Genomic DNA, 22,231 nt, shown 5'->3' on the forward strand with positions numbered 1-22,231 from the left:
GCTAGCCGTAGACCGGGCCGGTGTACTTCTCACCCGGCCCCTGGCCCGGCTCGTCCGGGACGATCGACGCCTCGCGGAAGGCCAGCTGCAGCGACTTCAGGCCGTCGCGCAGCGGCGCCGCGTGGAAGGAGCTGATCTCGGTCGTGCTCGCGTCCAGCAGGCCGGCGAGGGCCGTGACCAGCTTGCGGGCCTCGTCGAGGTCCTTGTGCTTGTCGCCCTCCTCGGTCAGTCCGAGCTTCACCGCCGCGGCGCTCATCAGGTTGACGGCGACCGTCACGATCACCTCGACGGCGGGCACCTCCGCGATGTCGCGGGTCATCTCGTCGAAGTCGGGCTGCTCGGCGGGGCCGGAGGGGGAGGTCTCACTCATGCCCCACACGATAGGTGGTTCCCGGGCACGCCTTCCGATTAGCCCTTCCCCACCGTTGCTGCTAACCTTGTGTAACGACCGGCTGGACATCCATGTGTCCGGCCCACAAGTGGAGGCTCCGATCTCCCACCCGACCGCCCTCCGGGACGGCGGGTCACCCGGTCAGGCGGCCACCATCGTTCCGTACGGACGATGGAGTCGCCCGAATGTGCGCCCCGCGGTCACCGCGGCGGTGCTCCGGTAGTCATTGGAGCCCCGCCTGTGATCGTCCGGGGCATTTTTTCTGCTTCGGCGCGGTTAGGTCTATCGAATACAGACGTTACGCGGCTGTCCGCCAGACCGTCGCGTGGTGCTACCGAGGAGGATCCATCAGCGCCGAGCCCCGCATCAACGACCGGATTCGCGTTCCCGAGGTGCGACTTGTCGGTCCCAGTGGCGAGCAGGTGGGCATCGTCCCCCTGGCCAAGGCACTGGAGCTTGCGCAGGAGTACGACCTGGACCTGGTCGAGGTCGCGGCGAACGCCCGTCCGCCCGTGTGCAAGCTCATGGACTACGGGAAGTTCAAGTACGAGTCGGCCATGAAGGCCCGTGAGGCGCGCAAGAACCAGGCGCACACGGTCATCAAGGAGATGAAGCTCCGGCCGAAGATCGACCCGCACGACTATGACACCAAGAAGGGTCACGTCGTCCGGTTCCTCAAGCAGGGCGACAAGGTCAAGATCACGATCATGTTCCGTGGTCGCGAGCAGTCCCGTCCCGAGCTGGGCTACCGACTGCTGCAGCGTCTCGCGGAGGACGTCCAGGACCTCGGGTTCGTCGAGTCGAACCCGAAGCAGGACGGCCGAAACATGATCATGGTTCTCGGTCCGCACAAGAAGAAGACCGAGGCGATGGCCGAGGCTCGCCAGGCGCAGGAAGCCCGCAAGGCGGAGGCGAAGGCCAACCCCGGTCGCTCGCAGAACCCCGCCGAGGCCGAGGCAGAGGCGCCTTCCGAGGAGCCCGCCGAGGCGTGATCCCGGGGGACGCGAGTCCCCAAGGATGTAACCGATACAAGAGCGACGCTCCACAGTGCCCGGTTTCACGACCGGGCACCGGAGCGCCACCGACGAGGAGAGAACGGCGCTATGCCGAAGAACAAGTCGCACAGCGGTGCCAGCAAGCGCTTCAAGGTCACCGGCTCCGGCAAGGTGCTCCGTGAGCGCGCCGGCAAGCGCCACCTGCTCGAGCACAAGTCGTCCCGTGTGACGCGTCGCCTCACCGGCAACGCCGAGATGGCCCCGGGCGACGCCGCGAAGATCAAGAAGCTTCTCGGCAAGTGACGCGGCGGCGCCGCCTGAGCGCCGTACGTCTGGACCGGGACCTAATCGTTTCCGGGCCGTGTGAGTACCCCCACGGCCCCGCTACAAGGAGTTAACAAGTGGCACGCGTCAAGCGGGCAGTCAACGCCCACAAGAAGCGCCGGGCGATCCTCGAGGCGGCCTCCGGCTACCGCGGTCAGCGCTCGCGCCTGTACCGCAAGGCCAAGGAGCAGGTCACCCACTCGCTGGTCTACAACTACAACGACCGCAAGAAGCGCAAGGGCGACTTCCGTCAGCTGTGGATCCAGCGCATCAACGCCGCTGCCCGCGCCAACGGCATCACCTACAACCGCTTCATCCAGGGTCTGAAGGCCGCGAACGTCGAGGTCGACCGCAAGATCCTGGCCGAGCTGGCGGTCAACGACGCGAACGCGTTCGCCGCGCTCGTCGAGGTCGCGCAGAAGGCGCTGCCGAGCGACGTCAACGCGCCGAAGGCCGCGTGACACTGCGCCGGCTCCGGCCGATGTGACTACAGGACCCGCAGGCTGACGCCTGCGGGTCCTGCTGTTGCCGTCCACACCAGCCCGCGCGGCTGCGCAGACGAGGGCCCGGAGGGGATGCGGCGGGTGACCGGGACCCCGCCCACCCATCGCGCCCCGGACAACAACATCCGAACCCCGAGGTGAACCATGCCCCCCGCCACCCCCGAGCTGATCTCCCCCCGTTCCGCCCGTGTGGCCGCCGCACGGCGGCTCGGCAGGCGGAACTTCCGGGGGAAGGAGCGCCTGTTCCTCGCGGAGGGGCCGCAGGCCGTGCGGGAGGCGGCCGGGCACCGGGCCGACGGCTCGGCCACGCTGGTGGAGCTGTTCGCCACCGTCGAGGCCGCGGAGCGCTACGCGGACATCGTCGGTGAGGCCCGCACCGCGGGCGCGCGGATCCATCTCGCCGCCGAAGAGGTCATCGCCGACATCTCCACCACCGTCACCCCGCAGGGCCTCGTCGGTGTCTGCCGGTTCCTCGACACCCCGTTCGAGGACATCCTCGCCGCCCGCCCCAAGCTGGTCGCCGTCCTGGCGCACGTCCGCGACCCGGGCAACGCCGGCACCGTCCTGCGCTGCGCCGACGCGGCCGGCGCCGAAGCCGTCGTGCTGACCGACGCCTCCGTCGACTTGTACAACCCCAAGGCGGTCCGGGCCTCCGTCGGATCCCTGTTCCACCTTCCCGTCGCCGTCGGCGTCCCCGTCGAACGGGCGGTGGAAGGCCTCAAGGACGCCGGCGTGCGCATCCTCGCCGCCGACGGCGCCGGCGACCGCGATCTCGACGACGAGCTCGACAAGGGCGCCATGGGCGGCCCCACCGCGTGGGTGTTCGGCAACGAGGCCTGGGGCCTGCCCGAGGAGACCCGCGCACTCGCGGACTCCGTGGTGCGCGTCCCGATCCACGGAAAGGCCGAGAGCCTGAACCTCGCCACGGCCGCCGCCGTATGTCTGTATGCGTCGGCCCGTGCACAGCGCGCCTCCGGAGGGTGCCGCTCCGTCACCGAGAGCTAGTAGGGTGACCAGCTCGGGGGCCTGCTGCGCCGACTGAGAGGTGGAGTACGGGGATGAGCGTCGGCACGAGCAGTGCTCCGGGAGGGCGGCACACACGGTGCGCCCCCGCGCCCCGGCACGGTGACCTCACCGAGCTCGGAGTCGACCCGGACGACCTGCCCGACGGTCTCGTCGTCGCCGACGAGGACGGCCGGGTCGTCTGCTTCAACGCCGCCGCCGAGCGCATCACCGCCGTCCCCGCCCCCGACGCCCTCGGACAGCGCCTGGAGAAGGCCCTGCCCTTAGAGGACCTGGAGGGGCGGCGCTGGTGGCAGCTCACCGACCCGTACGGCGGGCTCGCCATCCGGGTCCGGCAGCCCGAGCGCAACCTCCTGCTGCCCGGCGGCCGGGAGGTCCTCGTCTCCGCCCGGTACGTCCGCGAGGAACCCACCGGACCGGTCCGCCGCGTCGTCGTCACCCTGCGCGACACCGAGGCCCGCCGCCGCACCGAACGCAGCCACGCCGAGCTGATCGCCACCGTGGCCCACGAACTGCGCTCCCCGCTCACCTCCGTCAAGGGCTTCACCGCCACCCTGCTCGCCAAGTGGGAGCGGTTCACCGACGACCAGAAGCGGCTGATGCTGGAGACCGTCGACGCGGACGCCGACCGCGTCACCCGGCTCATCGCCGAGCTGCTGGACATATCGCGGATCGACTCCGGACGGCTCGAGGTGCGCCGCCAGCCCGTGGACATCGGAGCGGCCGTCGGACGGCACATCCAGGCCTACGTCGCCGCCGGACAGGCCGCCGACCGCTTCCTGCTCCGCATCGAGCAGCCGCTGCCCGACCTGTGGGCCGACCCCGACAAGGTCGACCAGGTGCTCAGCAACCTGCTGGAAAATGCCGTGCGGCACGGCGAGGGAACGGTCACCATTGACGTCACGCCCTCGGCGTCCCCCCGCGAGGGCGAGGAAACCGGCACGTCGGTCACGGTGAGCGACGAGGGGCCCGGCATCCCGGAGGAGTCCATGAACCGCGTCTTCACCCGCTTCTGGCGGGGCAGCAAGCGCGGCGGCACCGGTCTCGGGCTCTACATCGTCAAGGGCATCGTCGAGGCCCACGGCGGCACCATCACGGTCGGCCGCGCCCCCGGCGGCGGCGCCGAGTTCCGATTTACGTTGCCCGTGAGCGCGCCCGCCTATCTGGCGTGAGCCGCCCGCGGGCGTAATCGCGTTCCCCGACCCCGTTAGACTCGGCCATTGGCACCTTTGCGTCCAAAACCAGAGACGGATCGTCCAGGTCCGAGGCCAGGTCGAAGACGGGGCACACCAGCCAGCCAACCGGAAGCACGGGAAGAGATGTCGGCACCGAATAAGTCGTACGACCCTGTAGAGGTCGAGGCGTTGAAACCGGAAGAGATCGAGCGCATGCGGGACGAGGCGCTCGCCGCCTTCGCCGCCGCGGACTCCCTCGACGCGCTCCACGAGGCCAAGGTCGCCCATACCGGCCCCGCCTCCCCGCTGGCCCTCGCCAACCGCGAGATCGGCGCCCTGCCCCCGCACGCCAAGGCCGACGCCGGCAAGCGCGTCGGCATGGCCCGCGGCGCCGTCAACAAGGCCCTCGCCGCCCGCCAGACCGAGCTGGAGGCCGACCGCGACGCCCGGGTGCTCGTCGAGGAGGACGTCGACGTCACCCTGCCCTACGACCGCGTCCCGGCCGGTGCCCGCCACCCGCTGACCACCCTGTCGGAGCGGATCGAGGACATCTTCGTGGCCATGGGCTACGAGGTCGCCGAGGGTCCGCAGGTCGAGGCCGAGTGGTTCAACTTCGACGCCCTCAACATCGGCCCGGACCACCCGGCCCGCGGCGAGGCCGACACCTTCTTCGTGCGGGGGCAGAACGGCGGCGCCGAGTCCGGTGTCGTGCTGCGCACCCACACCTCGCCGGTCCAGATCCGCTCCCTGCTGGAGCGCGAACTGCCGGTCTACGTGATCTGCCCCGGCCGCGTCTACCGCACCGACGAGCTGGACGCCACCCACACGCCCGTCTTCCACCAGGTCGAGCTGCTCGCCGTCGACGAGGGCCTGACCATGGCCGACCTCAAGGGCACCCTGGACCACATGGTCCAGTCGCTCTTCGGTGAGGGCATGAAGACCCGGCTGCGGCCGAACTTCTTCCCCTTCACCGAGCCGAGCGCCGAGATGGACATGCTCTGCTACGTCTGCAAGGGCGAGACCGTCGGCAACCCCGACCGGCCCTGCCGCACCTGCTCCAGCGAGGGCTGGATCGAGCTCGGCGGCTGCGGAATGGTCAACCCCAAGGTGCTGACCGCCTGCGGCGTCGACCCGGAGAAGTACAGCGGCTTCGCCTTCGGGTTCGGCATCGAGCGGATGCTGATGTTCCGCCACAACGTCGAAGACATGCGAGACATGGTCGAGGGTGACGTCCGGTTCACCCGGCCGTTCGGGATGGAGATCTGATGCGGGTCCCGCTTTCTTGGCTGCGGGAGTACGTCGACCTGCCGGCGACTCAGACCGGGCGCGACGTCCAGGCCAAGCTCATTTCGGCCGGCCTCGAGGTCGAGACCGTCGAGCAGCTCGGCGCCGACCTCAAGGGTCCGCTGGTCGTCGGCCAGGTGCTCACCATCGAGGAGCTGACGGAGTTCAAGAAGCCGATCCGCTTCTGCACCGTCGACGTCGGCCAGGCCAACGGCACCGGTGAGCCCCAGGAGATCGTCTGCGGCGCCCGCAACTTCGCCGTCGGCGACAAGGTCGTCGTGGTCCTGCCGGGTGCCGTGCTGCCCGGCGGATTCGCGATCGCCGCGCGCAAGACGTACGGCAAGACCTCCCACGGCATGATCTGCTCCAGCGACGAGCTGGGCATGGGCGACGACGGCAACCACGGCATCATCGTGCTGCCACCGGAGACCGAGGTCGGCAAGGACGCCATCGAGCTGCTGGAGCTGGTCGACGAGGTCCTCGACATCGCCGTCACCGCCAACCGCGGCGACTGCCTGTCCATCCGCGGTGTCGCCCGCGAGACCGCCATCGCCTACGGCCTGCCGCTGCGCGACCCGGCCCTGATCGACGTACCGGCCCCGAACGCCTTCGGCCACCCGGTCCAGGTCGGCGACCCGATGGGCTGCGACCGCTTCACCGCCCGCACGGTCACCGGCCTGAGCCCCGAGGCGCGCTCCCCGATCTGGCTTCAGCGCCGGCTGCAGAAGGTCGGCATGCGCCCGATCTCGCTCGCCGTCGACATCACCAACTACGTGATGATGGAGCTGGGCCAGCCCCTGCACGCCTACGACCGGAAGCTGGTCCAGGGCACCATCGGGGTGCGCCGGGCCGAGGAGGGCGAGAAGCTCGTCACCCTCGACGGCGTCGAGCGCAAGCTGCACGCCGAGGACCTGGTCATCACCGACGACCGCGGTCCGATCGGCCTGGCCGGCGTCATGGGCGGCGCGAACACGGAGATCGCCGACCACGAGGACCTCGACAACGCCTCGACCGACGTGGTCATCGAGGCGGCCCACTTCGACGCGGTCTCCATCGCGCGTACGGCCCGCCGCCACAAGCTGCTGTCGGAGGCGTCCCGTCGCTTCGAGCGCGGCGTCGACCCGCAGGCCGCGGCCGCCGCCGCCCAGCGCACGGTCGACCTGCTGGTGCTGCTCGCGGGAGGCACGGCCGAGGCGGGCGTCACCGAGGTCGTCGCGCCGTCCGCGCCGCACACCATCGCCCTCCCGGCCGACCACCCGGACAAGGTCGCGGGCGTCGCCTACGGCCGCGAGACCGTCGTGCGCCGTCTCCAGGAGGTCGGCTGCGACGTCTACGGGCAGGACGAGCTGATCGTCACCGTCCCGTCCTGGCGGCCCGACCTCGCCGAGCCCAACGACCTGGCCGAAGAGGTCATCCGCCTGGAGGGCTACGAGAACCTGCCCTCCACGCTGCCCAAGCTCCCCTCGGGCCGCGGCCTGACGCACCGCCAGCGGCTGCACCGCCGGGTCGGCCGGGCGCTGGCCGGCGTCGGCTACGTCGAGGCGCCGAACTACCCCTTCGTCGCCGAACAGGTCTTCGACCAGCTCGGGCTGGAGGCCGACGACCCGGCCCGCCGGGTGGTCAAGCTGGTCAACCCGCTCAGCGACGAGGAGCCCGCGCTCCGTACGACGCTGCTGCCGGGCCTGCTGGGCGCCCTGCGCCGCAACGACGGCCGGGGTTCGCACGACCTGGCGCTGTTCGAGACGGGCCTGGTCTTCCGCCCCCGCGAGGAGCAGCGCGTCGCCGCGCACCTGCCCGCCGACCGGCGCCCCACCGACGAGGAGCTCGCGCAGCTCGATGCCGCGCTGCCCGAGCAGCCGCGGCACGTGGCCGTCGTCCTCGCCGGGGCCCGCGAGCAGGCCGGCTGGTGGGGCAAGGGCCGCCCCACCGACTGGGCGGACGCCGTCGAGGCCGCCCGTGCCGTCGCCCGCGAGGCCGGCGCCGACCTGATCGTCCGCAAGGGCCAGTACGGTCCGTGGCACCCGGGCCGCTGCGCCGAGCTCGCGATCGTGGTGGACGGCACCGAGCGGGTCGTCGGCCACGCGGGTGAGCTGCACCCGCGTGTGCTGAAGGCTCTCGGTCTGCCCGAGCGCAGCTCCGCCATGGAGCTCGACCTGGACGCCCTGGAGGCGGTCGGCGACGGCACTCCGCAGGCGCCGCGCATCTCGACCTTCCCGGTGGCCACGCAGGACGTCGCCCTGGTGGTCGACAAGCCCGTCCCGCACGCCGAGGTCGAGGCCGCGCTGCGCGAGGGCGCGGGTGAACTCCTGGAGTCCATCCGCCTGTTCGACGTCTACGAGAACGCCGAGCAGCTGGGCGAGGGCAAGAAGTCGCTGGCGTACGCGCTGCGCTTCCGCGCGGGGGACCGGACGCTGACCGTGGACGAGGCCTCCGCCGCCCGCGACTCGGCGGTCGCCCTCGCGGGCGAGCGCACGGGAGCGGTGCTGCGGAGCTAAGCGGGACCGCTTCCACCTGCATAAATGCACGGCCCCGGTGAACGCTCACTCATTAGGGTGAGAACTCCGGGTGATCCAGCCCGTCCGGGGCATGCCGTGGACAGAATCGGACCGGTCTTTCGGGGCCGGTCCGTCTGCTCTGTCAGGGCCTGTATGGGGGGCCATCGGCATGATCCGCATCAAGGCTCGGGGACCCACCCGACGGTGGTCCGTACGCAAGTCCGACCGCCGGCCGCTGTGCCACGCGCTGGGGCCGCCCCTGGCCTGGGGCGCCATGGCGGTCACCTACAAACTGGCCTGTCCGCTCGCCCAGCAGGACGGGCTCGGCGCCCGGATCGCCAGCAGCGCCGTGTTCTTCGCGGTCGGCACCGCCCTCATGGTCCACGTCAGCCGGACCCTGCTGCGCGAGCTGCGGCAGGCCCGCCGGGCCGCGGGTGCCGCGCAGAGCGTGCTGCTGCGGCCCCCGCCGCCGCGGCTGGACGGTCTGAGTGTCGCCGCCGCCCAGCTGTCCGCCGACCGCGGGGCGGCGATCGGCGGCGACCTCTACGAGGCGGTGGCCACCGAGCACGGCGTCCGGGTGGTGATGGGCGATGTGCGCGGCCACGGCCTGTCCGCCATCGGCACCGTCGCCGCGGTCCTCGGCAGCTTCCGCGAGGCCGCGCACGACGAGCCCGGACTGGACCGCGTCCTGCGGCGCCTGGAGCGCGCCCTGGCCCGGCACCTGCGCGAGCGGGCCCGCGCCGAACACCCCTCGACCGGCCAGGAACCCGACACCCCGGTCGCCGAGGAGTTCGTCACCGTGCTGCTCCTGGAGATCGCCCGCGACGGCGAGGTGCACGCACTCAACTGCGGCCACCCCTGGCCGTACCTTCTCAGCGGTGCGCAGGTCGAGCCCCTGACGCGGGCGGAGCCCCTCCCGCCGCTCGGCCCCTTCCCGCTCCCGTCGGACCTGCCCGCCCTGCACTGCGGACACCTGCTGCCCGGGGAGACCCTGGTCCTCTACACGGACGGCGCGGAGGACGCCCGTGACGCGCGGGGCCGCTTCTTCTCGCTGCCGACGGTGCTGTCCCAGGCCCTGCGCGCCCATTCCGTGACACCGCAGGCCATCCTGCGCAGGGTCTTCACCGCCCTGCTCCGCCACACCGGCGGCACCCCGGCCGACGACATCGCCCTGCTCGTCCTGCGCAACGACCGCCGGCCCCAGCCCTGGGCCGCGAGGGCCAACGCCGACGGCCAGGCCACCGCTGTATGAGGGGGAGCAGGCGGCCCGGCCGGCCTCTTGCGAGGCAGTTAAGTGAACCGGTCGGCGACTCTCCGCGACAGTGCGCGCACAGTGCGGATTCGCGTACTCCGTTCACACCCCGTGTGAAGGCGGACCCACTACGCTGACGCTCAACGAGCCAACCGGGGGGCCTTGATGCAGCCCAACACTCTGCTCGACGCGATCCTCGACGAGGCCGGGATCTCGCACGCCGGTCTCGCCGCCCACGTCAACCAGGCGGGCCGGGCGCGCGGTCTCGCGCTCCGGTACGAACACACCGCCGTCGCCCGGTGGCTGAAGGGGCAGCGGCCACGCGGCCAGGTGCCCGACCTGATCTGCGAGGTGCTCGCCGCCCGGCTGCGACGGCCCGTCACCCTCGACGACATCGGCCTCGGCGTGCCCGGCGAACCGAGCGTCCCGCACGGCACCTCGCTCTCCGGCTTCGTGGAACGCGCCACCGCCCTGTGGCGCTCGGACGAACAGCAGCGCCCGCACATCCTGGGCGCCCCCGCGGTCACCGGCACACCCGCCGTGATGCCGGTGTGGGAGTGGGAGAACCCGCCCGAGGACGTGGACGTCTCGCGCGGTGGCCGGCACCGGGTCACCTCCGCCGACATCGAGATGCTGCGCGCCGCCCGCACCCACTACGAGCAGATGTACCGCAAGGCCGGCGGCATCGCGACCCGCACCCGGATCGTCGGCTTCCTCAACGCCGAGGCGGCCCCGCTGCTGCGCGGCAGCTACACCGACGCCACCGGCCGCCAACTGCACCGGGCGACCGGCGGGTTAGTGGCCATCGCGGGCATCTGCGCGTACGACTCCGACGCGCACGGCCTGGCGCAGCGCTACTTCCACCAGGCCCTCAGACTGGCCAAGGCCAGCGGGGACCGGGGACTTGGCGCCTACGTGATCGCGCTCCTCGTCAACCAGGCGCTGTTCATGCGGGAGTACCGGCAGGCCGTCGCCTTCGCGGAGGCCGCGCTGCGTGCCGCCGGCCGGCACATCACCCCCGCCCTCGCCTCCGACCTGTACGCGATGCAGGCCAAGGCGTACGCCCACCTCGGCGACGGCACGAGCGCCCTGTCCTGCATCCGGCGGGCGGAGACGGCCGCCGGACGCATCCGGCGCGGGTACGAGCCCGACGAGACCGGCTACGTCCAGCCGGGCCTGGTCAACGTCCAGGTGGCCGAGGCGCTGCTCAGCCTCGGAGAGCTCGCCGCCGCCCGGGAGCACGCGGCGGCGGCCGTGGACAACCCGGCCCACGACCGGGGCCGGGTGCACCGGCTCGCCATGCTCAGCACCATCGAGCTCCGCCAGGGCAACGCGGACAAGGCGGTGGTCACGGCGGTGCAGATGGCCGAGCAGGCCCGGGGGATGGAGTCCCAGCGGCTGCGGGACAGACTCCGCGCGGTACGCGAGCACCTCGTCCGCAGTGGTTGTGCGGGCACCTCGGAGGCCGCCGAGCTCATCGACGGAGCACTGCGCGTACCGCTGTAGGTTCAGAAGACACGCTGCTGCGATATTGCCACTTACTCGGCGGAAGGTGGCAGAACCGTGCAGTGGACGAAACAGAACGAACAAACTGTGTACGCAAACCGCTGGTTCAGCGTCAATCTCGCGGATGTGGAGCTGCCGGACGGCCGGCACCTCGACCACTTCCTCATCCGGCTGCGGCCCGTCGCGGTGGCCACGGTGGTCAACGAGGCCAACGAGGTCCTCCTGCTGTGGCGCCACCGCTTCATCACGGACAGTTGGGGGTGGGAACTGGCCGCGGGGGTGGTCGAGGACGGCGAGGACATCGCGCACGCGGCCGCCAGGGAACTGGAGGAGGAGACCGGCTGGCGGCCGGGGCCCCTGCACCACCTCATGAGCGTGGAGCCGTCCAACGGGCTCACCGACGCCCGGCACCACATCTACTGGGCCGACGAGGGCGAGTACGTCGGACACCCCGTGGACGACTTCGAGTCGGACCGCCGGGAATGGGTCCCCCTCAAGCTCGTCCCGGACATGGTCGCCCGCGGGGAGGTCCCGGCCGCCAACATGGCGGCCGCGTTACTCCTGCTGCACCACCTCAGGCTCGCGGATGACTAGTGGGCCAGCGCCTGCCAGATCGTGACGACAAGCGCTCCGAGGGCCGTGAGCGCGGCGAGCGAGGGCAGGGGCCAGCGGGCGTGTTCCAGCGAGATCATGCGGGTGTTCAGCTCGTCCAGTTCCTTGGCGGTCTCCTCGGTGCGGTGACTGAGCAGCGCCAGCCCGCCCTCGACACGGGCGTACGCCACGTCGAGGCGGCGGCGTAACTCTGCGAGTTCTCCATGGACCACGGGATGCTCCGGTTCGGCGGTCACGGGTCCACTCCTTTCCGTAGTCGAACATGGTTGTTTCCGCATCCCTTGCATGCGCATGATGAGTGAACTCGCCTGGTGGGCGCGTGGGGAGCGTGTGCGACAGGCATATGCGTGCCCGGCGCGCACACGGGGAGTGAAACAAGTGGGCCCGGCACCGAGTTCGCTTCGGTGCCGGGCCCTTCTCAGAGCGTCGCTGTTCGTAATCAGTCGTAGCTGTAGAAGCCCGACCCCGTCTTCCGGCCCAGCCGGCCCGCCTCCACCATGCGCTGGAGCAGCGGGGGAGCGGCGTACAGCGGTTCCTTGTACTCGGCGTACATCGAGTGGGCGATGGAGACGATGGTGTCCAGGCCGATCAGGTCGGACAGCCTCAGCGGGCCCATCGGGTGGGCGCAGCCCATCTCCATGCCGTTGTCGATGTCCTCGCGGCTGGCGATGCCCGACTCGAACATACGGATGGCGGACAGCAGGTAGGGCACCAGCAGTGCGTTGACCACGAAGCCGGAGCGGTCCTGGGCCCGGATGGCGTGCTTGCCGAGCAGCTTCTCGGCGAAGAGCTGGGCGCGGCCGAGGGTCCCCTCGGAGGTGGTGAGCGCCGGGATCAGCTCCACGAGCTTCTGCACGGGGGCCGGGTTGAAGAAGTGGATGCCGATGACGTGGTCCGGGCGCGAGGTGGCGACCGCGAGCTTCACCAGCGGGATGGAGGAGGTGTTGGAGGCGAGGATCGCGTCCGGCCGGGTCACCACCTGGTCGAGCACCTGGAAGATCTCGGTCTTCACCTGCTCGTTCTCGACGACGGCCTCGATCACCAGGTCGCGGTCGGCGAACTCGCCGAGGTCGGTGGTGAAGCTCAGCCGCGCCTGCGTGGCGTCCCGCTCCTCCTCGCTGATCTTGCCGCGTTCGGCGGCCTTGGACAGGGAGTTGAACAGCCGGGTGCGGCCGATCTCCAGGGCCTCGCCGGTGGTCTCGGCGACCTTCACGTCCAGGCCGGAGCGGGCGCACACCTCGGCGATGCCCGCTCCCATCTGGCCGCAGCCCACGACTCCGACCCGCTCGATGTCGGTCACATCGGTCCCCTTCGCTGATCAACGGCTGGGTGGCAGTGCCACCGGGTTCGGTGCCTGCTCCGAGCGTGCACGTTACTCCCAAGTATCGATGATCGATCGTCCGGGTGGGGGCATCCTTGGGCGCGGGACGATCCGTGATGGAGCGGATCCGGAGTGTATGGGGGAGTGTCCATGGGGTCTGAGGGGCGGGTGTCCATGCGGCGGGTGTCCCGGCGCGCGTTCGCGCTGGCGGCGCTGTCGGCGCTGGCGACGGCGCGGGGAGCCTCGGCCGCACCGCGCCGCCCGCGGGCGGTGACCGAGATGCGGGGGGTGTGGCTGGCCACGGTCGGCAACCGCGACTGGCCCTCGCGCCCGGGTCTCACGGCGGCCGAGCAGCACGAGGAACTGGTCGCCCATCTCGACCGGGCGGTCCGCGACCGGCTCAACACGGTGCTCCTACAGGTGCGGCCCACCGCGGACGCCCTGTGGCCCTCCCCGTACGAGCCGTGGTCGCAGTACCTCAGCGGCACCCAGGGCAAGGACCCCGGCTGGGACCCGCTGGGCACCGCCGTCGCCGAGGCGCACGCCCGGGGCCTGGAACTGCACGCCTGGTTCAACCCGTACCGGATCGCCAACCACACCGACCCGACCAGGCTCACCGCGAACCACCCGGCCCGCGTGCACCCGGACTGGGTGGTGCCGTACGGCGGGAAGCTCTACTACAACCCGGGCCTGCCCGAGGTCCGCGCCTTCGTCGAGGACGCGATGCTCGACGCGGTCGCCAGGTACCCCGTCGACGCCGTCCACTTCGACGACTACTTCTATCCGTATCCGGTCGCGGGGCAGACCTTCGACGACGACGAGGCCTACGACGCCTACGGCGGCGACTTCGACAACCGGGCCGCCTGGCGCCGGGACAACATCGACCGGCTGGTGCGCGAGACCGCCGCCCGGATCAAGGAGGTCCGGCCGGGTACCCGGTTCGGGGTCAGTCCGTTCGGGGTGTGGCGCAACGCCACCAGCGACGAGCGGGGCTCGGACACCCGGGCGGGTGTGCAGACCTACGACGACCTGCACGCGGACACCCGCACCTGGGTCCGCGAGCACTGGATCGACTACATCGTGCCGCAGCTGTACTGGCACATCGGCTTCGAGGCCGCCGACTACGCCACGCTCGTGGCCTGGTGGGCGGAGGTGGCCAAGGGCACCAGGACGCGTCTCTACCTGGGCGAGGCGCTGTACAAGGCGGGCGCCGCCGGACAGCCCGCGCCCTGGCAGGACCCGGCCGAGCTGTCCCGGCACCTCACGCTCGCCGCCCGGTACCCCCGGGTGCGCGGGCATGTCTTCTTCGCCGCGCGGGACGTGGCGAACGATCCGATCGGGGCGATGGCACGAGTGGTCGCCGACCACTACGGGCAGCCGGCGAAGCCACCGTGCTGATCTACTGCCGTGTCTGGTGTTCCTGTTCCCGGTGCCGGACCTCGCAGTCCGGGCCGGGGGACATCACGGCCTCGCGGCCGTCCGGGAAGCGGACGCGGTACGGCGGAGTGCCCTCCGTGCCCATCACCTCGACGACTTCCGTGACCTGGTCGTGCTGGCCGACCACCCTGCCGTGCTGGACAAGCTGGTCGCCCACGGATGCGCGCATCTGCAGGGCCTCCTCACGATCGCGACCGTTGGGTGACGGCGATGCACACGAGCACCGCGGCGGCCGTGAGTGGAGCGGCCACCGTGAGGTGCTCGCCCAGCAGCAGCACCGACCACACCAGTGTGAGCAGCGGCTGGGCCAACTGCAACTGGCTGGCCCGCGGGATGCCGATGGCCGCCATGCCCCGGTACCAGACGACCAGCCCGAGGAACTGTGAGCCCGCCGCCACCCACAGCACTCCGGCCACCCCGTGTGCGGTCAGGCGCACGGGTTCGTACGACAGCGCCAGCGCGGCGGCCGGCACGGTGAGCGGCAGGCACAGCACCAGCGCCCAGCCGATCACCTGCCAGCCCGGCATCACCCGGGCCAGCCGGCCGCCCTCGGTGTAGCCGGCCGCGCACACCAGCAGCGCCGCGAACAGATAGCCGTCGGCTGCGGTCAGCGCGCCGCCGCTCTGCCGGACGGTGAAGGCCAGCACCGCGCCCGCGCCCGCGAGGGCCGCCGCCCAGAAGGTGCGGGACGGGCGGGTGCCCATGCGCAGGGCCGAGAAGAGGGCGGTCGTCAGCGGGAGCAGGCCGACCACGACGGCGGCGTGCGAGGTGGTCGAGGTCCGCAGGGCGAGAGTGCTGAGCAGCGGGAAACCGAGCACCACGCCGCCGGCGACGACGGCGAGCCCGGACCAGTGCCGGCGGTCCGGCAGCGGGACACGCAGGGCCAGCAGACAGCCGCCCGCGAGCATCGCCGCGAGGACGCTGCGCACCGCCACCAGCGACCAGGGCCCGAAGCCCTGCAGCCCCCAGGCGGTGGCCGGGAAGGTGAGCGAGAAGGCGGTGACGCCGAGGGCCGCCTGGAGGGTGCCGCCGAGACGGGGGCGACTCCGGGGAGCGGTGACCGCTATCCGGGTCGGCGTAGTAGCGCTACTCTGTACTCTCATGCAACAGAGTAGCAGTATTGCGGATCTGGCGAACCAGCTGCGAAGCGAACTCGACCGCTACTCACCGGGTGGAAAGCTCCCGTCGAGCCGGGCGCTCGTCGAGCGGTTCCGGGTGAGCCCGGTGACCGTCTCGCGGGCGCTGGCGCAGCTGGCAGCCGAGGGCCTGGTGGTCACCCGGCCCGGCGCCGGTGCCTTCCGCGCACACCTGAGCGGGGCGCCCGCCGCCACCGGGGACACCTCCTGGCAGGAGGTCGCCCTCAGCGCGGACGGCGCCGCTGAACTCGTACCGCGCACGGTGGACGCCTCCGGGGTCACGGTGTCCCTCGCCGCGCCGCCGCCGGGCGTGCTGGAGTTCAACGGCGGCTATCTGCACCCGTCGTTGCAGCCGGAGCGGGCGATGGCGGCGGCCCTGGCCCGTGCCGGGCGGCGCCCCGGTGCCTGGGGGCGCCCGCCCATGGAGGGGCTGCCGGAACTGCGCGAGTGGTTCGCCCGGGGGATCGGCGGAGCGACCACCGCCGCCGAGGTGCTGATCGCGGCCGGCGGCCAGTCCGCGCTGGCCACCTCGCTGCGCGCGCTCGCCCCGCCCGGCGCGCCGGTGCTCGTCGAGTCGCCCACCTACCCGGGCATGCTGGCCATCGCCCGCGCCGCCGGACTGCGCCCGGTGCCCGTGCCGGTGGACCCGGACGGGGTGCGGCCGGCGCTGCTCGCCGACGCCTTCCGGGCGAGCGGGGCCCGGGTGTTCGTCTGCCAGCCCCTCTTCCAGAACCCGACCGGCGCCGTGCTCGCCCCCGAGCGGCGTGCCGAGGTGCTGGGCATCGCCCGGGAGGCGGGCGCCTTCGTGATCGAGGACGACTTCGTACGACGGCTGGTGCACGCGGACGCGGGCCCGCTGCCGCGCCCGCTGGCCGCCGACGACCCCGACGGCGTCGTCGTGCACGTCGGCTCGCTGACCAAGGTGACCTCGCCCAGCTTCCGGGTGAGCGCCCTGGCCGCCCGGGGCCCGGTGCTGGAACGGCTGCGCGCCATCCAGGTCGTGGACACCTTCTTCGTCCCCCGCCCCTTGCAGGAGGCGGCCCTGGAACTCGTCGGCTCGCCCGCCTGGCCCCGCCATCTGCGGACCGTCGCGACCGAGTTGAAGGCCCGCCGCGACGCGATGACCACCGCCCTCCTGCGCGACCTCCCCGAACTCGCCCTGCCGCACATCCCGGCCGGCGGCTACCACCTCTGGCTCCGCCTCCCCGACGGCGCTGACGAGACCGCCCTGACCGCCGCCGCCCTCCGCGCGGGCGTGGCCGTCACCCCCGGCCGCCCCTACTTCAGCGCCGAACCCCCGGCGGCCCACCTGCGGCTCAGCTTCGCCGCCGTGGCGGGCACGAGCGAGATCGCGGAGGGGGTACGGCGACTGCGCGCGGCGTGTGACGAGGTGCTTTAGGGCGCGGCCACGCCGAGGAGTTCGTCCGGGTGGCTGCCGTCACGGGAGTGGGCGAACAGCGGCTCGAAGCGCGGGCGCTCGTCGCCGTCCTGAGCTCCCGCGTGACGCCCGCACCCCGCCACCGACAACGCCCCGCCCGCGGAGGAAATCGGTTCGACACCGGCGCTCCCGGCCTGCGAGTCTCCCGGCATGAGCGACACTCCCGCCCTCCCCGACGGCTACGAGTTCTCCGCCGACCCCGGCCGCGTCGACGTGGACCGCGTCCATCGCTGGCTGTCCACGGACGCGTACTGGGCGATCGGGCGTGCCCGCGAGAAGCACGAGCGCGCGATGAGCGCCTCGCTGAACTTCGGGGTGTACGACACGGCCTCGGGCGAGCAGGTGGCGTACGCGCGCGTGGTGACCGACGAGGCGCTGTTCGCCTGGCTCGCCGATGTGTACGTGGACCCGTCCGTGCGCGGCAAGGGCGTCGGGACGGCGATGGTCGGCGCCATCCGCGAGCATCTGCGGCCGTACGGGCTGCGCCGCCTGCTGCTCGCCACCCACGACGCTCACGGGGTCTACGAGAAGCTGGGGTTCCGGCCGCTGGACCGCCCGGACCAGTGGATGGTGCACTCCTTCGAGCAAGGTCTGGCATACCCTCGGTAACTCCCGGGTAACGACCCTTGACCCTTCTACCGGCGCGGCTCACCATCACCGCATGCAACTTCGGGTCACGTTCGTCGCCGCCGCGCGCGGCGCCCCCCTCCTCGCGGAGCGCTTCCAGGACGACCGGCCGCTGGACCAGGCGGGCTGGGACGAGGTGCAGCGCGTCGCGGGGGAGTTGCTGCCGCTCGCCGCGGCCGAGCTGCGCTACTGCTCACCGACACCGCGCAGCCGCGCCACCGGCGACGCCCTGGGGTACGCCCCGCTGGTGCAGCTCGCCCTGCGGGACTGCGACATGGGCCGCTGGCGTGGGCTGACGCTGGGCGAGGCGATGGCCCGGGAGCCGGAGGCGGTGGACGCCTGGCTCGCCGACCCGCGCTCCACACCGCACGGCGGTGAGTCGCTGCTGGACTTCATCTCCCGCGTCGGCGGCTGGCTGGACACCCGGCCCGGCGACGACGGCGGCCGGATCGTCGCGGTGGCCGAACCCGCCGTGATCCGCGCGGCCCTGGTGTACGCCCTGAAGGCGCCGCCCTCGACCTACTGGAACCTCGACGTCCGCCCCCTGTCGGCGACCACCGTGACGGGCCGCGCCGGGCGCTGGAACCTGCGCTTCGAGGGCGCGTCGGCTCAGCCCACGCGCGCGTAGTCGGTGGTGAGCACGAGGTCCTTCGCGGGACCGCGCACCCGCCAGACCGTCCGCCAGTGGCCGTCGTCCAGGACCGTGAACTCACCCCGGTAGAGGTCCGCGACACAAGGGTGCTCGGCGACGTACCGCCCGGACGTCAGGTCCAGCTCGTGGAAGGGCCGCCCGTCGGCGAAGCGCACGTCCGCCGTGCCCGGTGCCGTGCCCGGCAGGAACCGCAGCGTCCGCTCGGCGGGGCGCGGGACGCCCTGCCAGGTGAACGTGCCCGTCTCCTCATGCAGCAGACCACCACCGTCCAGCGGGCCGAAGACGGTGGTGCCCCGGAAGCGCCCCTCGGCACCGCCCGCCAGATCCCGCACGGTGCGTTCCACGCTCCAGCGCCCGGCCAGATGGGCCAGCACGTCGGCCACGGGCCAGAACTCGCCCATCGTCGTCCCTTCCCCGGTCGCACGAGCCGCCGCACGCCCCATTGACGTGCTCACACCCCCTCTCTATCTTGCCGTTCGAAGTGCTGACCGTTGTCTGATATTTCGAACAACTGGAACATTCCCCAAGAGCCGCGGAGTATCCATGTCACGCACCACCCGTAACCGCCTGAGACTCGGTCTCGGTGCAAGCGCTTTCTCGCTGGCCGTCGGCCTCGTCCCCGCCCCCGCCCACGCCGAGGACGTCACCGACTACAAGATCACCGTGGATCCGGCCGCCAAGGGCGCCGAGATCGACGACACGATGTACGGCGTCTTCTTCGAGGACATCAACCGCGCCGCCGACGGCGGCCTGTACGCCGAGCTCGTCCAGAACCGGTCCTTCGAGTACTCCACCGCCGACAACACGTCGTACACCCCGCTGACCGCCTGGACGGTCACCGGTACCGCGCAGGTGGTGAACGACTCCGGCCGGCTCGACGACCGCAACCGCGACTACCTCTCCCTGGGCGCGGGTTCGTCGGTCGCCAACTCCGGATACAACACCGGCATCGCCGTCGAGCAGGGCGAGAAGTACGACTTCTCGGTGTGGGCCCGCGCCACCGGCGGCAGCACCCTCACCGTCGCCCTCCAGGACGCCGACGGCCCGCTGGCGAGCGCCCGCAAGGTGGCCGTGAAGGGCGGCTGGACCCAGTACCGGGCGACCTTCACCGCGACCCGCACCAGCACCACCGGCCGGCTCGCCGTCGCCGCCTCCGACGCGGCGGCCCTCGACATGGTGTCGCTGTTCCCGCGCGACACCTACAAGCACGAGCCGAACGGCCTGCGCAAGGACCTCGCCGAGAAGATCGCCGCCCTGCACCCCGGTTTCGTGCGCTTCCCCGGCGGCTGCCTGGTCAACACCGGCTCCATGCAGGACTACAGCGAGGCCTCCGGCTGGCAGCGCAAGCGCTCCTACCAGTGGAAGGACACCATCGGCCCGGTCGAGACGCGCGCCACCAACTCCAACTTCTGGGGCTACAACCAGAGTTACGGCCTGGGCTACTACGAGTACTTCCGCTTCGCCGAGGACATCGGCGCGATGCCCCTGCCCGTCGTGCCCGCCCTGGTGACCGGCTGCGGCCAGAACAAGGCCGTCGACGACGACGCGCTCCTCGAGCGGCACATCCAGGACACCCTCGACCTCATCGAGTTCGCCAACGGCCCGGTGACCTCGACCTGGGGCGAGAAGCGCGCGCGGATGGGCCACCCGAAGCCCTTCCACCTCACCCACATCGAGGTCGGCAACGAGGAGAACCTCCCGAACGAGTTCTTCGCCCGCTTCAAGCAGTTCCGCTCCGCCATCGAGGCGAAGTACCCCTATATGAAGGTGATCTCCAACTCCGGCCCGGACGACGCCGGTTCGACCTTCGACACGGCCTGGCAGCTGAACAGGGACGCCAAGGTCGACATGGTCGACGAGCACTACTACAACAGCCCGCAGTGGTTCCTGCAGAACAACGACCGTTACGACTCCTACGACAGGAGCGGCCCGAAGGTCTTCCTCGGTGAGTACGCCTCCGGGGGCAACGCCTTCAAGAACGGCCTCGCCGAAGCCGCGTACATGACCGGCCTGGAGCGCAACGCCGACGTCGTCAAACTCGCCTCCTACGCCCCGCTGTTCGCCAACGAGGACTATGTGCAGTGGAGGCCGGACATGGTGTGGTTCAACAACCACGCCTCCTGGGGCTCGGCCGACTACGAGGTCCAGAAGCTGTTCATGACCAACGTGGGCGACCGCGTGGTGCCCTCGACGGCCACCGGCACACCGTCCCTGCAGGCCCCCATCACCGGCGCCGTCGGCCTGTCGACCTGGAACACCGGCGCCGCGTACGACGACGTCAAAGTCACCGCGGCCGACGGCACGACGCTGCTCGGCGACGACTTCTCCGGCGACGCGTCGAAGTGGACCCACACCGGCGGCGGCAGCTGGAGCGTCCAGGACGGGCAGTACGTGCAGTCCGACGACGCAGCCGAGAACACCATGGTCTCGGCCGGTGACCCCTCCTGGCACGACTACGACCTGCATGTGAAGGCCACCAAGAAGTCCGGCAAGGAGGGCTTCCTCGTCGCCTTCGGCGTCAAGGACACCGGCAACTACTACTGGTGGAACCTGGGCGGCTGGAACAACACCCAGTCCGCCGTCGAACAGGCCGTGGACGGCGGCAAGTCGACCCTGATCGCCAAGGCGGGGACCATCGAGACGGGCCGCGCCTACGACGTCGACATCAAGGTGCGGGGCCGCCAGGTCACCCTCTACCTCGACGGACAGGAGTGGGGAAGCTTCACCGACGACAAGCCGGCCGAGCCGTTCCGGCAGGTCGTGACCAAGGACGCGAAGACGGGTGACCTGATCGTCAAGGTCGTCAACGCCCAGTCCTCGGCGGCCCGTACGGCCATCGACCTGGGCGGCGCCAAGGTCGCGTCCAAGGCGAAGGTGACCACGCTCGCCGCCGCGCCCGACGCGGTGAACACGGAGACGGCCACCGCGGTGGCGCCGGTCTCCACCACCTACTCGGGGGTCGCCGACACGTTCACGTACACCTTCCCCGCGAACTCCATCACGTTCCTGCGGATCAAGCAGAGGTAGCCGCGGCCCGAGCGGGCTGCTGTCCGAGCGGCAGCAGCCCGCGCTCGGCGAAGACCTTCTTCGCGGCGAAGGTCGCGTTCAGTGCCTTCGGCATGCCGCAGTACACGGCCGAGTGCAGCAGCGCCTCGGTGATCTGCTCGGGCGTGAGGCCCACATTGAGCGCCGCGTTGACGTGCACGTCCAGCTGGGCCTCGCAGCCGCCGAGCGCGGTGAGCATGCCCAGGGTGACCAGCTGGCGGTCGCGCGGGGCGAGACCGGGGCGGTCGTAGACGTCGCCGAAGGCCCAGGCGACGATCTGGTGGCCCAGTTCGGGGCTGATGTCGGCGAGGGAGTCGACGACCCGCTGACCGGCCTCCCCGTCGACCCTCCTCAGGACCTCCAGGCCGTGGGCGAAGCGCTCTTCACGGGTGGTGCTCTCGCTCATGTCGGGTCATCCGTTCCCGGCTGCTCGAGATCCTGGCCCAGCAGCCGTTCGTAATGGTCGATCTTGTCGTCCAGCTTCGCCGCGTTGCGCCGCAACATCCGGATCCGGTCGGCCAGTTCGGCGCGGTGCCCCCGGAGCATCGCCAGCCGGTCGGCGACCGTCACGTCCCCCTGCGCCCGAAGCCGAGCGAAACGCTGCATGTCGGCGATCGACATGCCCGTCTCCCGCAGCCGCAGCAGGAACTCCAGCCAGGCCAGATCGGCCGCCTGGTAGCGCCGCTGGTTGCCGGTGGTCCGGCCGACCCGCTCGATCAGACCCGCCTTCTCGTAGTAGCGCAGCGTGTCGTGCGTGAGGCCGGTGCGCTCGGCGACCTGGGCGATGGTCAGGGAGGTCTCCCGGTCCTGCGGGAGAGGCTGTCCGCTGGTCATGACGAGAACGGTAGAACCTGGAGCGCGCTCCAGGTCAAGCGGCGCCTTCGGCGACGTTCGTCAACCGGCCCGTCATTTACCGGACAACCCCCATTCATCCGACGGTAAGGAATTCATTCCGCAAGGCCTCCGTGCGGATATTCGGAATTCCCTCACCCACTTTTTGGTGACGACACAACCA

24 protein-coding genes are annotated in these 22,231 nt (G+C 71.4%); 15 read left to right on the forward strand and 9 right to left on the reverse strand.

All coding sequences use genetic code 11. The features are described from left to right. Position 1 precedes the first annotated feature (1 nt). A complete protein-coding gene (locus tag ACZ7L0_RS31760; RefSeq protein ID WP_132853700.1) occupies positions 2–370 on the reverse strand; it encodes a DUF1844 domain-containing protein in 369 nt (122 codons plus the stop codon). A 368-nt stretch (positions 371–738) separates the two neighbouring features. Here ACZ7L0_RS31760 and infC point away from each other — a divergent pair, with 368 nt between their 5' ends. The 10 genes from infC to ACZ7L0_RS31810 all read left to right on the forward strand — a co-directional run bounded on the left by infC (position 739) and on the right by ACZ7L0_RS31810 (position 11,542). Further along, positions 739–1,383 carry a translation initiation factor IF-3 gene (gene infC / locus ACZ7L0_RS31765; RefSeq protein ID WP_471246086.1) on the forward strand — a complete coding sequence of 215 codons (645 nt, stop codon included), beginning with the start codon at positions 739–741 and terminating at the stop codon, positions 1,381–1,383. Positions 1,384–1,494: 111 nt separating this feature from the next. Then, entirely contained in the window at positions 1,495–1,689 is a 195-nt protein-coding gene (gene rpmI, locus ACZ7L0_RS31770; RefSeq protein WP_004933563.1) for a 50S ribosomal protein L35, read from the forward strand. Between the two features lie 98 nt (positions 1,690–1,787). After that, the gene (gene rplT / locus ACZ7L0_RS31775) at positions 1,788–2,171 is read left to right on the forward strand and encodes a 50S ribosomal protein L20 (protein WP_020938960.1); all 384 of its coding nucleotides are present in this window, start codon (positions 1,788–1,790) and stop codon (positions 2,169–2,171) included. 186 nt (positions 2,172–2,357) lie between these two features. Next, complete coding sequence (locus ACZ7L0_RS31780; protein ID WP_471245978.1) at positions 2,358–3,218, forward strand: TrmH family RNA methyltransferase; 861 nt, start codon at positions 2,358–2,360, stop codon at positions 3,216–3,218. A gap of 53 nt (positions 3,219–3,271) precedes the next feature. Next, a complete protein-coding gene (locus ACZ7L0_RS31785) occupies positions 3,272–4,408 on the forward strand; it encodes a sensor histidine kinase (RefSeq protein ID WP_471245979.1) in 1,137 nt (378 codons plus the stop codon). A gap of 147 nt (positions 4,409–4,555) precedes the next feature. After that, positions 4,556–5,677, forward strand: a complete 1,122-nt coding sequence (pheS, locus tag ACZ7L0_RS31790; protein ID WP_471245980.1) for a phenylalanine--tRNA ligase subunit alpha — start codon at positions 4,556–4,558, stop codon at positions 5,675–5,677. Next, complete coding sequence (gene pheT / locus ACZ7L0_RS31795) at positions 5,677–8,190, forward strand: phenylalanine--tRNA ligase subunit beta (RefSeq protein ID WP_471245981.1); 2,514 nt, start codon at positions 5,677–5,679, stop codon at positions 8,188–8,190. The genes pheS and pheT overlap by 1 nt, the downstream gene beginning before the upstream one ends. Positions 8,191–8,359: 169 nt before the next feature. After that, positions 8,360–9,442: a PP2C family protein-serine/threonine phosphatase gene (locus ACZ7L0_RS31800; RefSeq protein ID WP_471245982.1), complete on the forward strand. Its 1,083-nt coding sequence runs from the start codon at positions 8,360–8,362 to the stop codon at positions 9,440–9,442. 165 nt (positions 9,443–9,607) lie between these two features. Continuing rightward, positions 9,608–10,948: a transcriptional regulator gene (locus ACZ7L0_RS31805; RefSeq protein WP_471245983.1), complete on the forward strand. Its 1,341-nt coding sequence runs from the start codon at positions 9,608–9,610 to the stop codon at positions 10,946–10,948. Positions 10,949–11,005: 57 nt separating this feature from the next. Continuing rightward, a complete protein-coding gene (locus ACZ7L0_RS31810) occupies positions 11,006–11,542 on the forward strand; it encodes an NUDIX hydrolase (RefSeq protein ID WP_471245984.1) in 537 nt (178 codons plus the stop codon). Here ACZ7L0_RS31810 and ACZ7L0_RS31815 read toward each other — a convergent pair. Together ACZ7L0_RS31815 and ACZ7L0_RS31820 are read right to left on the reverse strand one after the other, a co-directional pair. Then, the gene (locus ACZ7L0_RS31815; protein WP_471245985.1) at positions 11,539–11,796 is read right to left on the reverse strand and encodes a hypothetical protein; all 258 of its coding nucleotides are present in this window, start codon (positions 11,794–11,796) and stop codon (positions 11,539–11,541) included. The genes ACZ7L0_RS31810 and ACZ7L0_RS31815 overlap by 4 nt on opposite strands. Before the next feature lie 203 nt (positions 11,797–11,999). Continuing rightward, on the reverse strand, positions 12,000–12,860 hold the full coding sequence (locus tag ACZ7L0_RS31820; protein ID WP_471245986.1) for a 3-hydroxybutyryl-CoA dehydrogenase: 861 nt from the start codon (positions 12,858–12,860) through the stop codon (positions 12,000–12,002). 195 nt (positions 12,861–13,055) lie between these two features. Here ACZ7L0_RS31820 and ACZ7L0_RS31825 point away from each other — a divergent pair, with 195 nt between their 5' ends. Then, complete coding sequence (locus tag ACZ7L0_RS31825) at positions 13,056–14,279, forward strand: glycoside hydrolase family 10-like protein (RefSeq protein WP_471246087.1); 1,224 nt, start codon at positions 13,056–13,058, stop codon at positions 14,277–14,279. A 1-nt stretch (position 14,280) separates the two neighbouring features. Here the strand turns inward: ACZ7L0_RS31825 and ACZ7L0_RS31830 are convergent, their stop codons facing one another. Both ACZ7L0_RS31830 and ACZ7L0_RS31835 read right to left on the reverse strand, forming a co-directional pair. Beyond that, entirely contained in the window at positions 14,281–14,487 is a 207-nt protein-coding gene (locus ACZ7L0_RS31830; RefSeq protein ID WP_471245987.1) for a DUF1918 domain-containing protein, read from the reverse strand. A gap of 13 nt (positions 14,488–14,500) precedes the next feature. Then, entirely contained in the window at positions 14,501–15,421 is a 921-nt protein-coding gene (locus tag ACZ7L0_RS31835) for a DMT family transporter (protein WP_471245988.1), read from the reverse strand. Between ACZ7L0_RS31835 and ACZ7L0_RS31840 the strand changes: the two genes are divergently transcribed. Further along, positions 15,420–16,853, forward strand: coding sequence for an aminotransferase-like domain-containing protein (locus tag ACZ7L0_RS31840; protein WP_471245989.1), 1,434 nt, complete (start codon positions 15,420–15,422; stop codon positions 16,851–16,853). The genes ACZ7L0_RS31835 and ACZ7L0_RS31840 overlap by 2 nt on opposite strands. Here ACZ7L0_RS31840 and ACZ7L0_RS31845 read toward each other — a convergent pair. Then, positions 16,850–17,044 carry a DUF6461 domain-containing protein gene (locus tag ACZ7L0_RS31845; protein ID WP_471245990.1) on the reverse strand — a complete coding sequence of 65 codons (195 nt, stop codon included), beginning with the start codon at positions 17,042–17,044 and terminating at the stop codon, positions 16,850–16,852. The two genes, ACZ7L0_RS31840 and ACZ7L0_RS31845, sit on opposite strands and share 4 nt — an antisense overlap. Between ACZ7L0_RS31845 and ACZ7L0_RS31850 the strand changes: the two genes are divergently transcribed. Further along, positions 17,043–17,501, forward strand: coding sequence for a GNAT family N-acetyltransferase (locus tag ACZ7L0_RS31850; RefSeq protein ID WP_471245991.1), 459 nt, complete (start codon positions 17,043–17,045; stop codon positions 17,499–17,501). The two genes, ACZ7L0_RS31845 and ACZ7L0_RS31850, sit on opposite strands and share 2 nt — an antisense overlap. A gap of 52 nt (positions 17,502–17,553) precedes the next feature. After that, entirely contained in the window at positions 17,554–18,147 is a 594-nt protein-coding gene (locus ACZ7L0_RS31855; protein ID WP_471245992.1) for a histidine phosphatase family protein, read from the forward strand. Here the strand turns inward: ACZ7L0_RS31855 and ACZ7L0_RS31860 are convergent. Then, positions 18,129–18,572 carry a DUF6314 family protein gene (locus tag ACZ7L0_RS31860; RefSeq protein WP_471245993.1) on the reverse strand — a complete coding sequence of 148 codons (444 nt, stop codon included), beginning with the start codon at positions 18,570–18,572 and terminating at the stop codon, positions 18,129–18,131. The genes ACZ7L0_RS31855 and ACZ7L0_RS31860 overlap by 19 nt on opposite strands. Positions 18,573–18,714: 142 nt before the next feature. Here ACZ7L0_RS31860 and ACZ7L0_RS31865 point away from each other — a divergent pair, with 142 nt between their 5' ends. Then, complete coding sequence (locus tag ACZ7L0_RS31865; protein ID WP_471245994.1) at positions 18,715–21,198, forward strand: alpha-L-arabinofuranosidase C-terminal domain-containing protein; 2,484 nt, start codon at positions 18,715–18,717, stop codon at positions 21,196–21,198. Here the strand turns inward: ACZ7L0_RS31865 and ACZ7L0_RS31870 are convergent. Together ACZ7L0_RS31870 and ACZ7L0_RS31875 are read right to left on the reverse strand one after the other, a co-directional pair. Then, the gene (locus ACZ7L0_RS31870) at positions 21,185–21,622 is read right to left on the reverse strand and encodes a carboxymuconolactone decarboxylase family protein (RefSeq protein ID WP_471245995.1); all 438 of its coding nucleotides are present in this window, start codon (positions 21,620–21,622) and stop codon (positions 21,185–21,187) included. The genes ACZ7L0_RS31865 and ACZ7L0_RS31870 overlap by 14 nt on opposite strands. Continuing rightward, complete coding sequence (locus ACZ7L0_RS31875; RefSeq protein WP_471245996.1) at positions 21,619–22,050, reverse strand: MerR family transcriptional regulator; 432 nt, start codon at positions 22,048–22,050, stop codon at positions 21,619–21,621. Before ACZ7L0_RS31875 ends, ACZ7L0_RS31870 begins: the two co-directional genes overlap by 4 nt. Positions 22,051–22,231 lie beyond the last annotated feature (181 nt).

It is taken from the genome of Streptomyces sp. NPDC039424 (assembly GCF_055639495.1).

Excerpts from the sequence above, each read along its gene's own strand:
- ACZ7L0_RS31760 (WP_132853700.1), bottom strand. The coding sequence starts at position 370 with ATGAGTGAGACCTCCCCCTCCGGCCCCGCCGAGCAGCCCGACTTCGAC.
- rpmI (WP_004933563.1), top strand. The coding sequence starts at position 1,495 with ATGCCGAAGAACAAGTCGCACAGCGGTGCCAGCAAGCGCTTCAAGGTC.
- ACZ7L0_RS31780 (WP_471245978.1), top strand. The coding sequence starts at position 2,358 with ATGCCCCCCGCCACCCCCGAGCTGATCTCCCCCCGTTCCGCCCGTGTG.
- ACZ7L0_RS31785 (WP_471245979.1), top strand. The coding sequence starts at position 3,272 with ATGAGCGTCGGCACGAGCAGTGCTCCGGGAGGGCGGCACACACGGTGC.
- pheS (WP_471245980.1), top strand. The coding sequence starts at position 4,556 with ATGTCGGCACCGAATAAGTCGTACGACCCTGTAGAGGTCGAGGCGTTG.
- pheT (WP_471245981.1), top strand. The coding sequence starts at position 5,677 with ATGCGGGTCCCGCTTTCTTGGCTGCGGGAGTACGTCGACCTGCCGGCG.
- ACZ7L0_RS31800 (WP_471245982.1), top strand. The coding sequence starts at position 8,360 with ATGATCCGCATCAAGGCTCGGGGACCCACCCGACGGTGGTCCGTACGC.
- ACZ7L0_RS31805 (WP_471245983.1), top strand. The coding sequence starts at position 9,608 with ATGCAGCCCAACACTCTGCTCGACGCGATCCTCGACGAGGCCGGGATC.
- ACZ7L0_RS31825 (WP_471246087.1), top strand. The coding sequence starts at position 13,056 with ATGCGGCGGGTGTCCCGGCGCGCGTTCGCGCTGGCGGCGCTGTCGGCG.
- ACZ7L0_RS31830 (WP_471245987.1), bottom strand. The coding sequence starts at position 14,487 with ATGCGCGCATCCGTGGGCGACCAGCTTGTCCAGCACGGCAGGGTGGTC.
- ACZ7L0_RS31840 (WP_471245989.1), top strand. The coding sequence starts at position 15,420 with ATGCAACAGAGTAGCAGTATTGCGGATCTGGCGAACCAGCTGCGAAGC.
- ACZ7L0_RS31835 (WP_471245988.1), bottom strand. The coding sequence starts at position 15,421 with ATGAGAGTACAGAGTAGCGCTACTACGCCGACCCGGATAGCGGTCACC.
- ACZ7L0_RS31850 (WP_471245991.1), top strand. The coding sequence starts at position 17,043 with ATGAGCGACACTCCCGCCCTCCCCGACGGCTACGAGTTCTCCGCCGAC.
- ACZ7L0_RS31845 (WP_471245990.1), bottom strand. The coding sequence starts at position 17,044 with ATGCCGGGAGACTCGCAGGCCGGGAGCGCCGGTGTCGAACCGATTTCC.
- ACZ7L0_RS31855 (WP_471245992.1), top strand. The coding sequence starts at position 17,554 with ATGCAACTTCGGGTCACGTTCGTCGCCGCCGCGCGCGGCGCCCCCCTC.
- ACZ7L0_RS31860 (WP_471245993.1), bottom strand. The coding sequence starts at position 18,572 with ATGGGCGAGTTCTGGCCCGTGGCCGACGTGCTGGCCCATCTGGCCGGG.
- ACZ7L0_RS31865 (WP_471245994.1), top strand. The coding sequence starts at position 18,715 with ATGTCACGCACCACCCGTAACCGCCTGAGACTCGGTCTCGGTGCAAGC.
- ACZ7L0_RS31870 (WP_471245995.1), bottom strand. The coding sequence starts at position 21,622 with ATGAGCGAGAGCACCACCCGTGAAGAGCGCTTCGCCCACGGCCTGGAG.
- ACZ7L0_RS31875 (WP_471245996.1), bottom strand. The coding sequence starts at position 22,050 with ATGACCAGCGGACAGCCTCTCCCGCAGGACCGGGAGACCTCCCTGACC.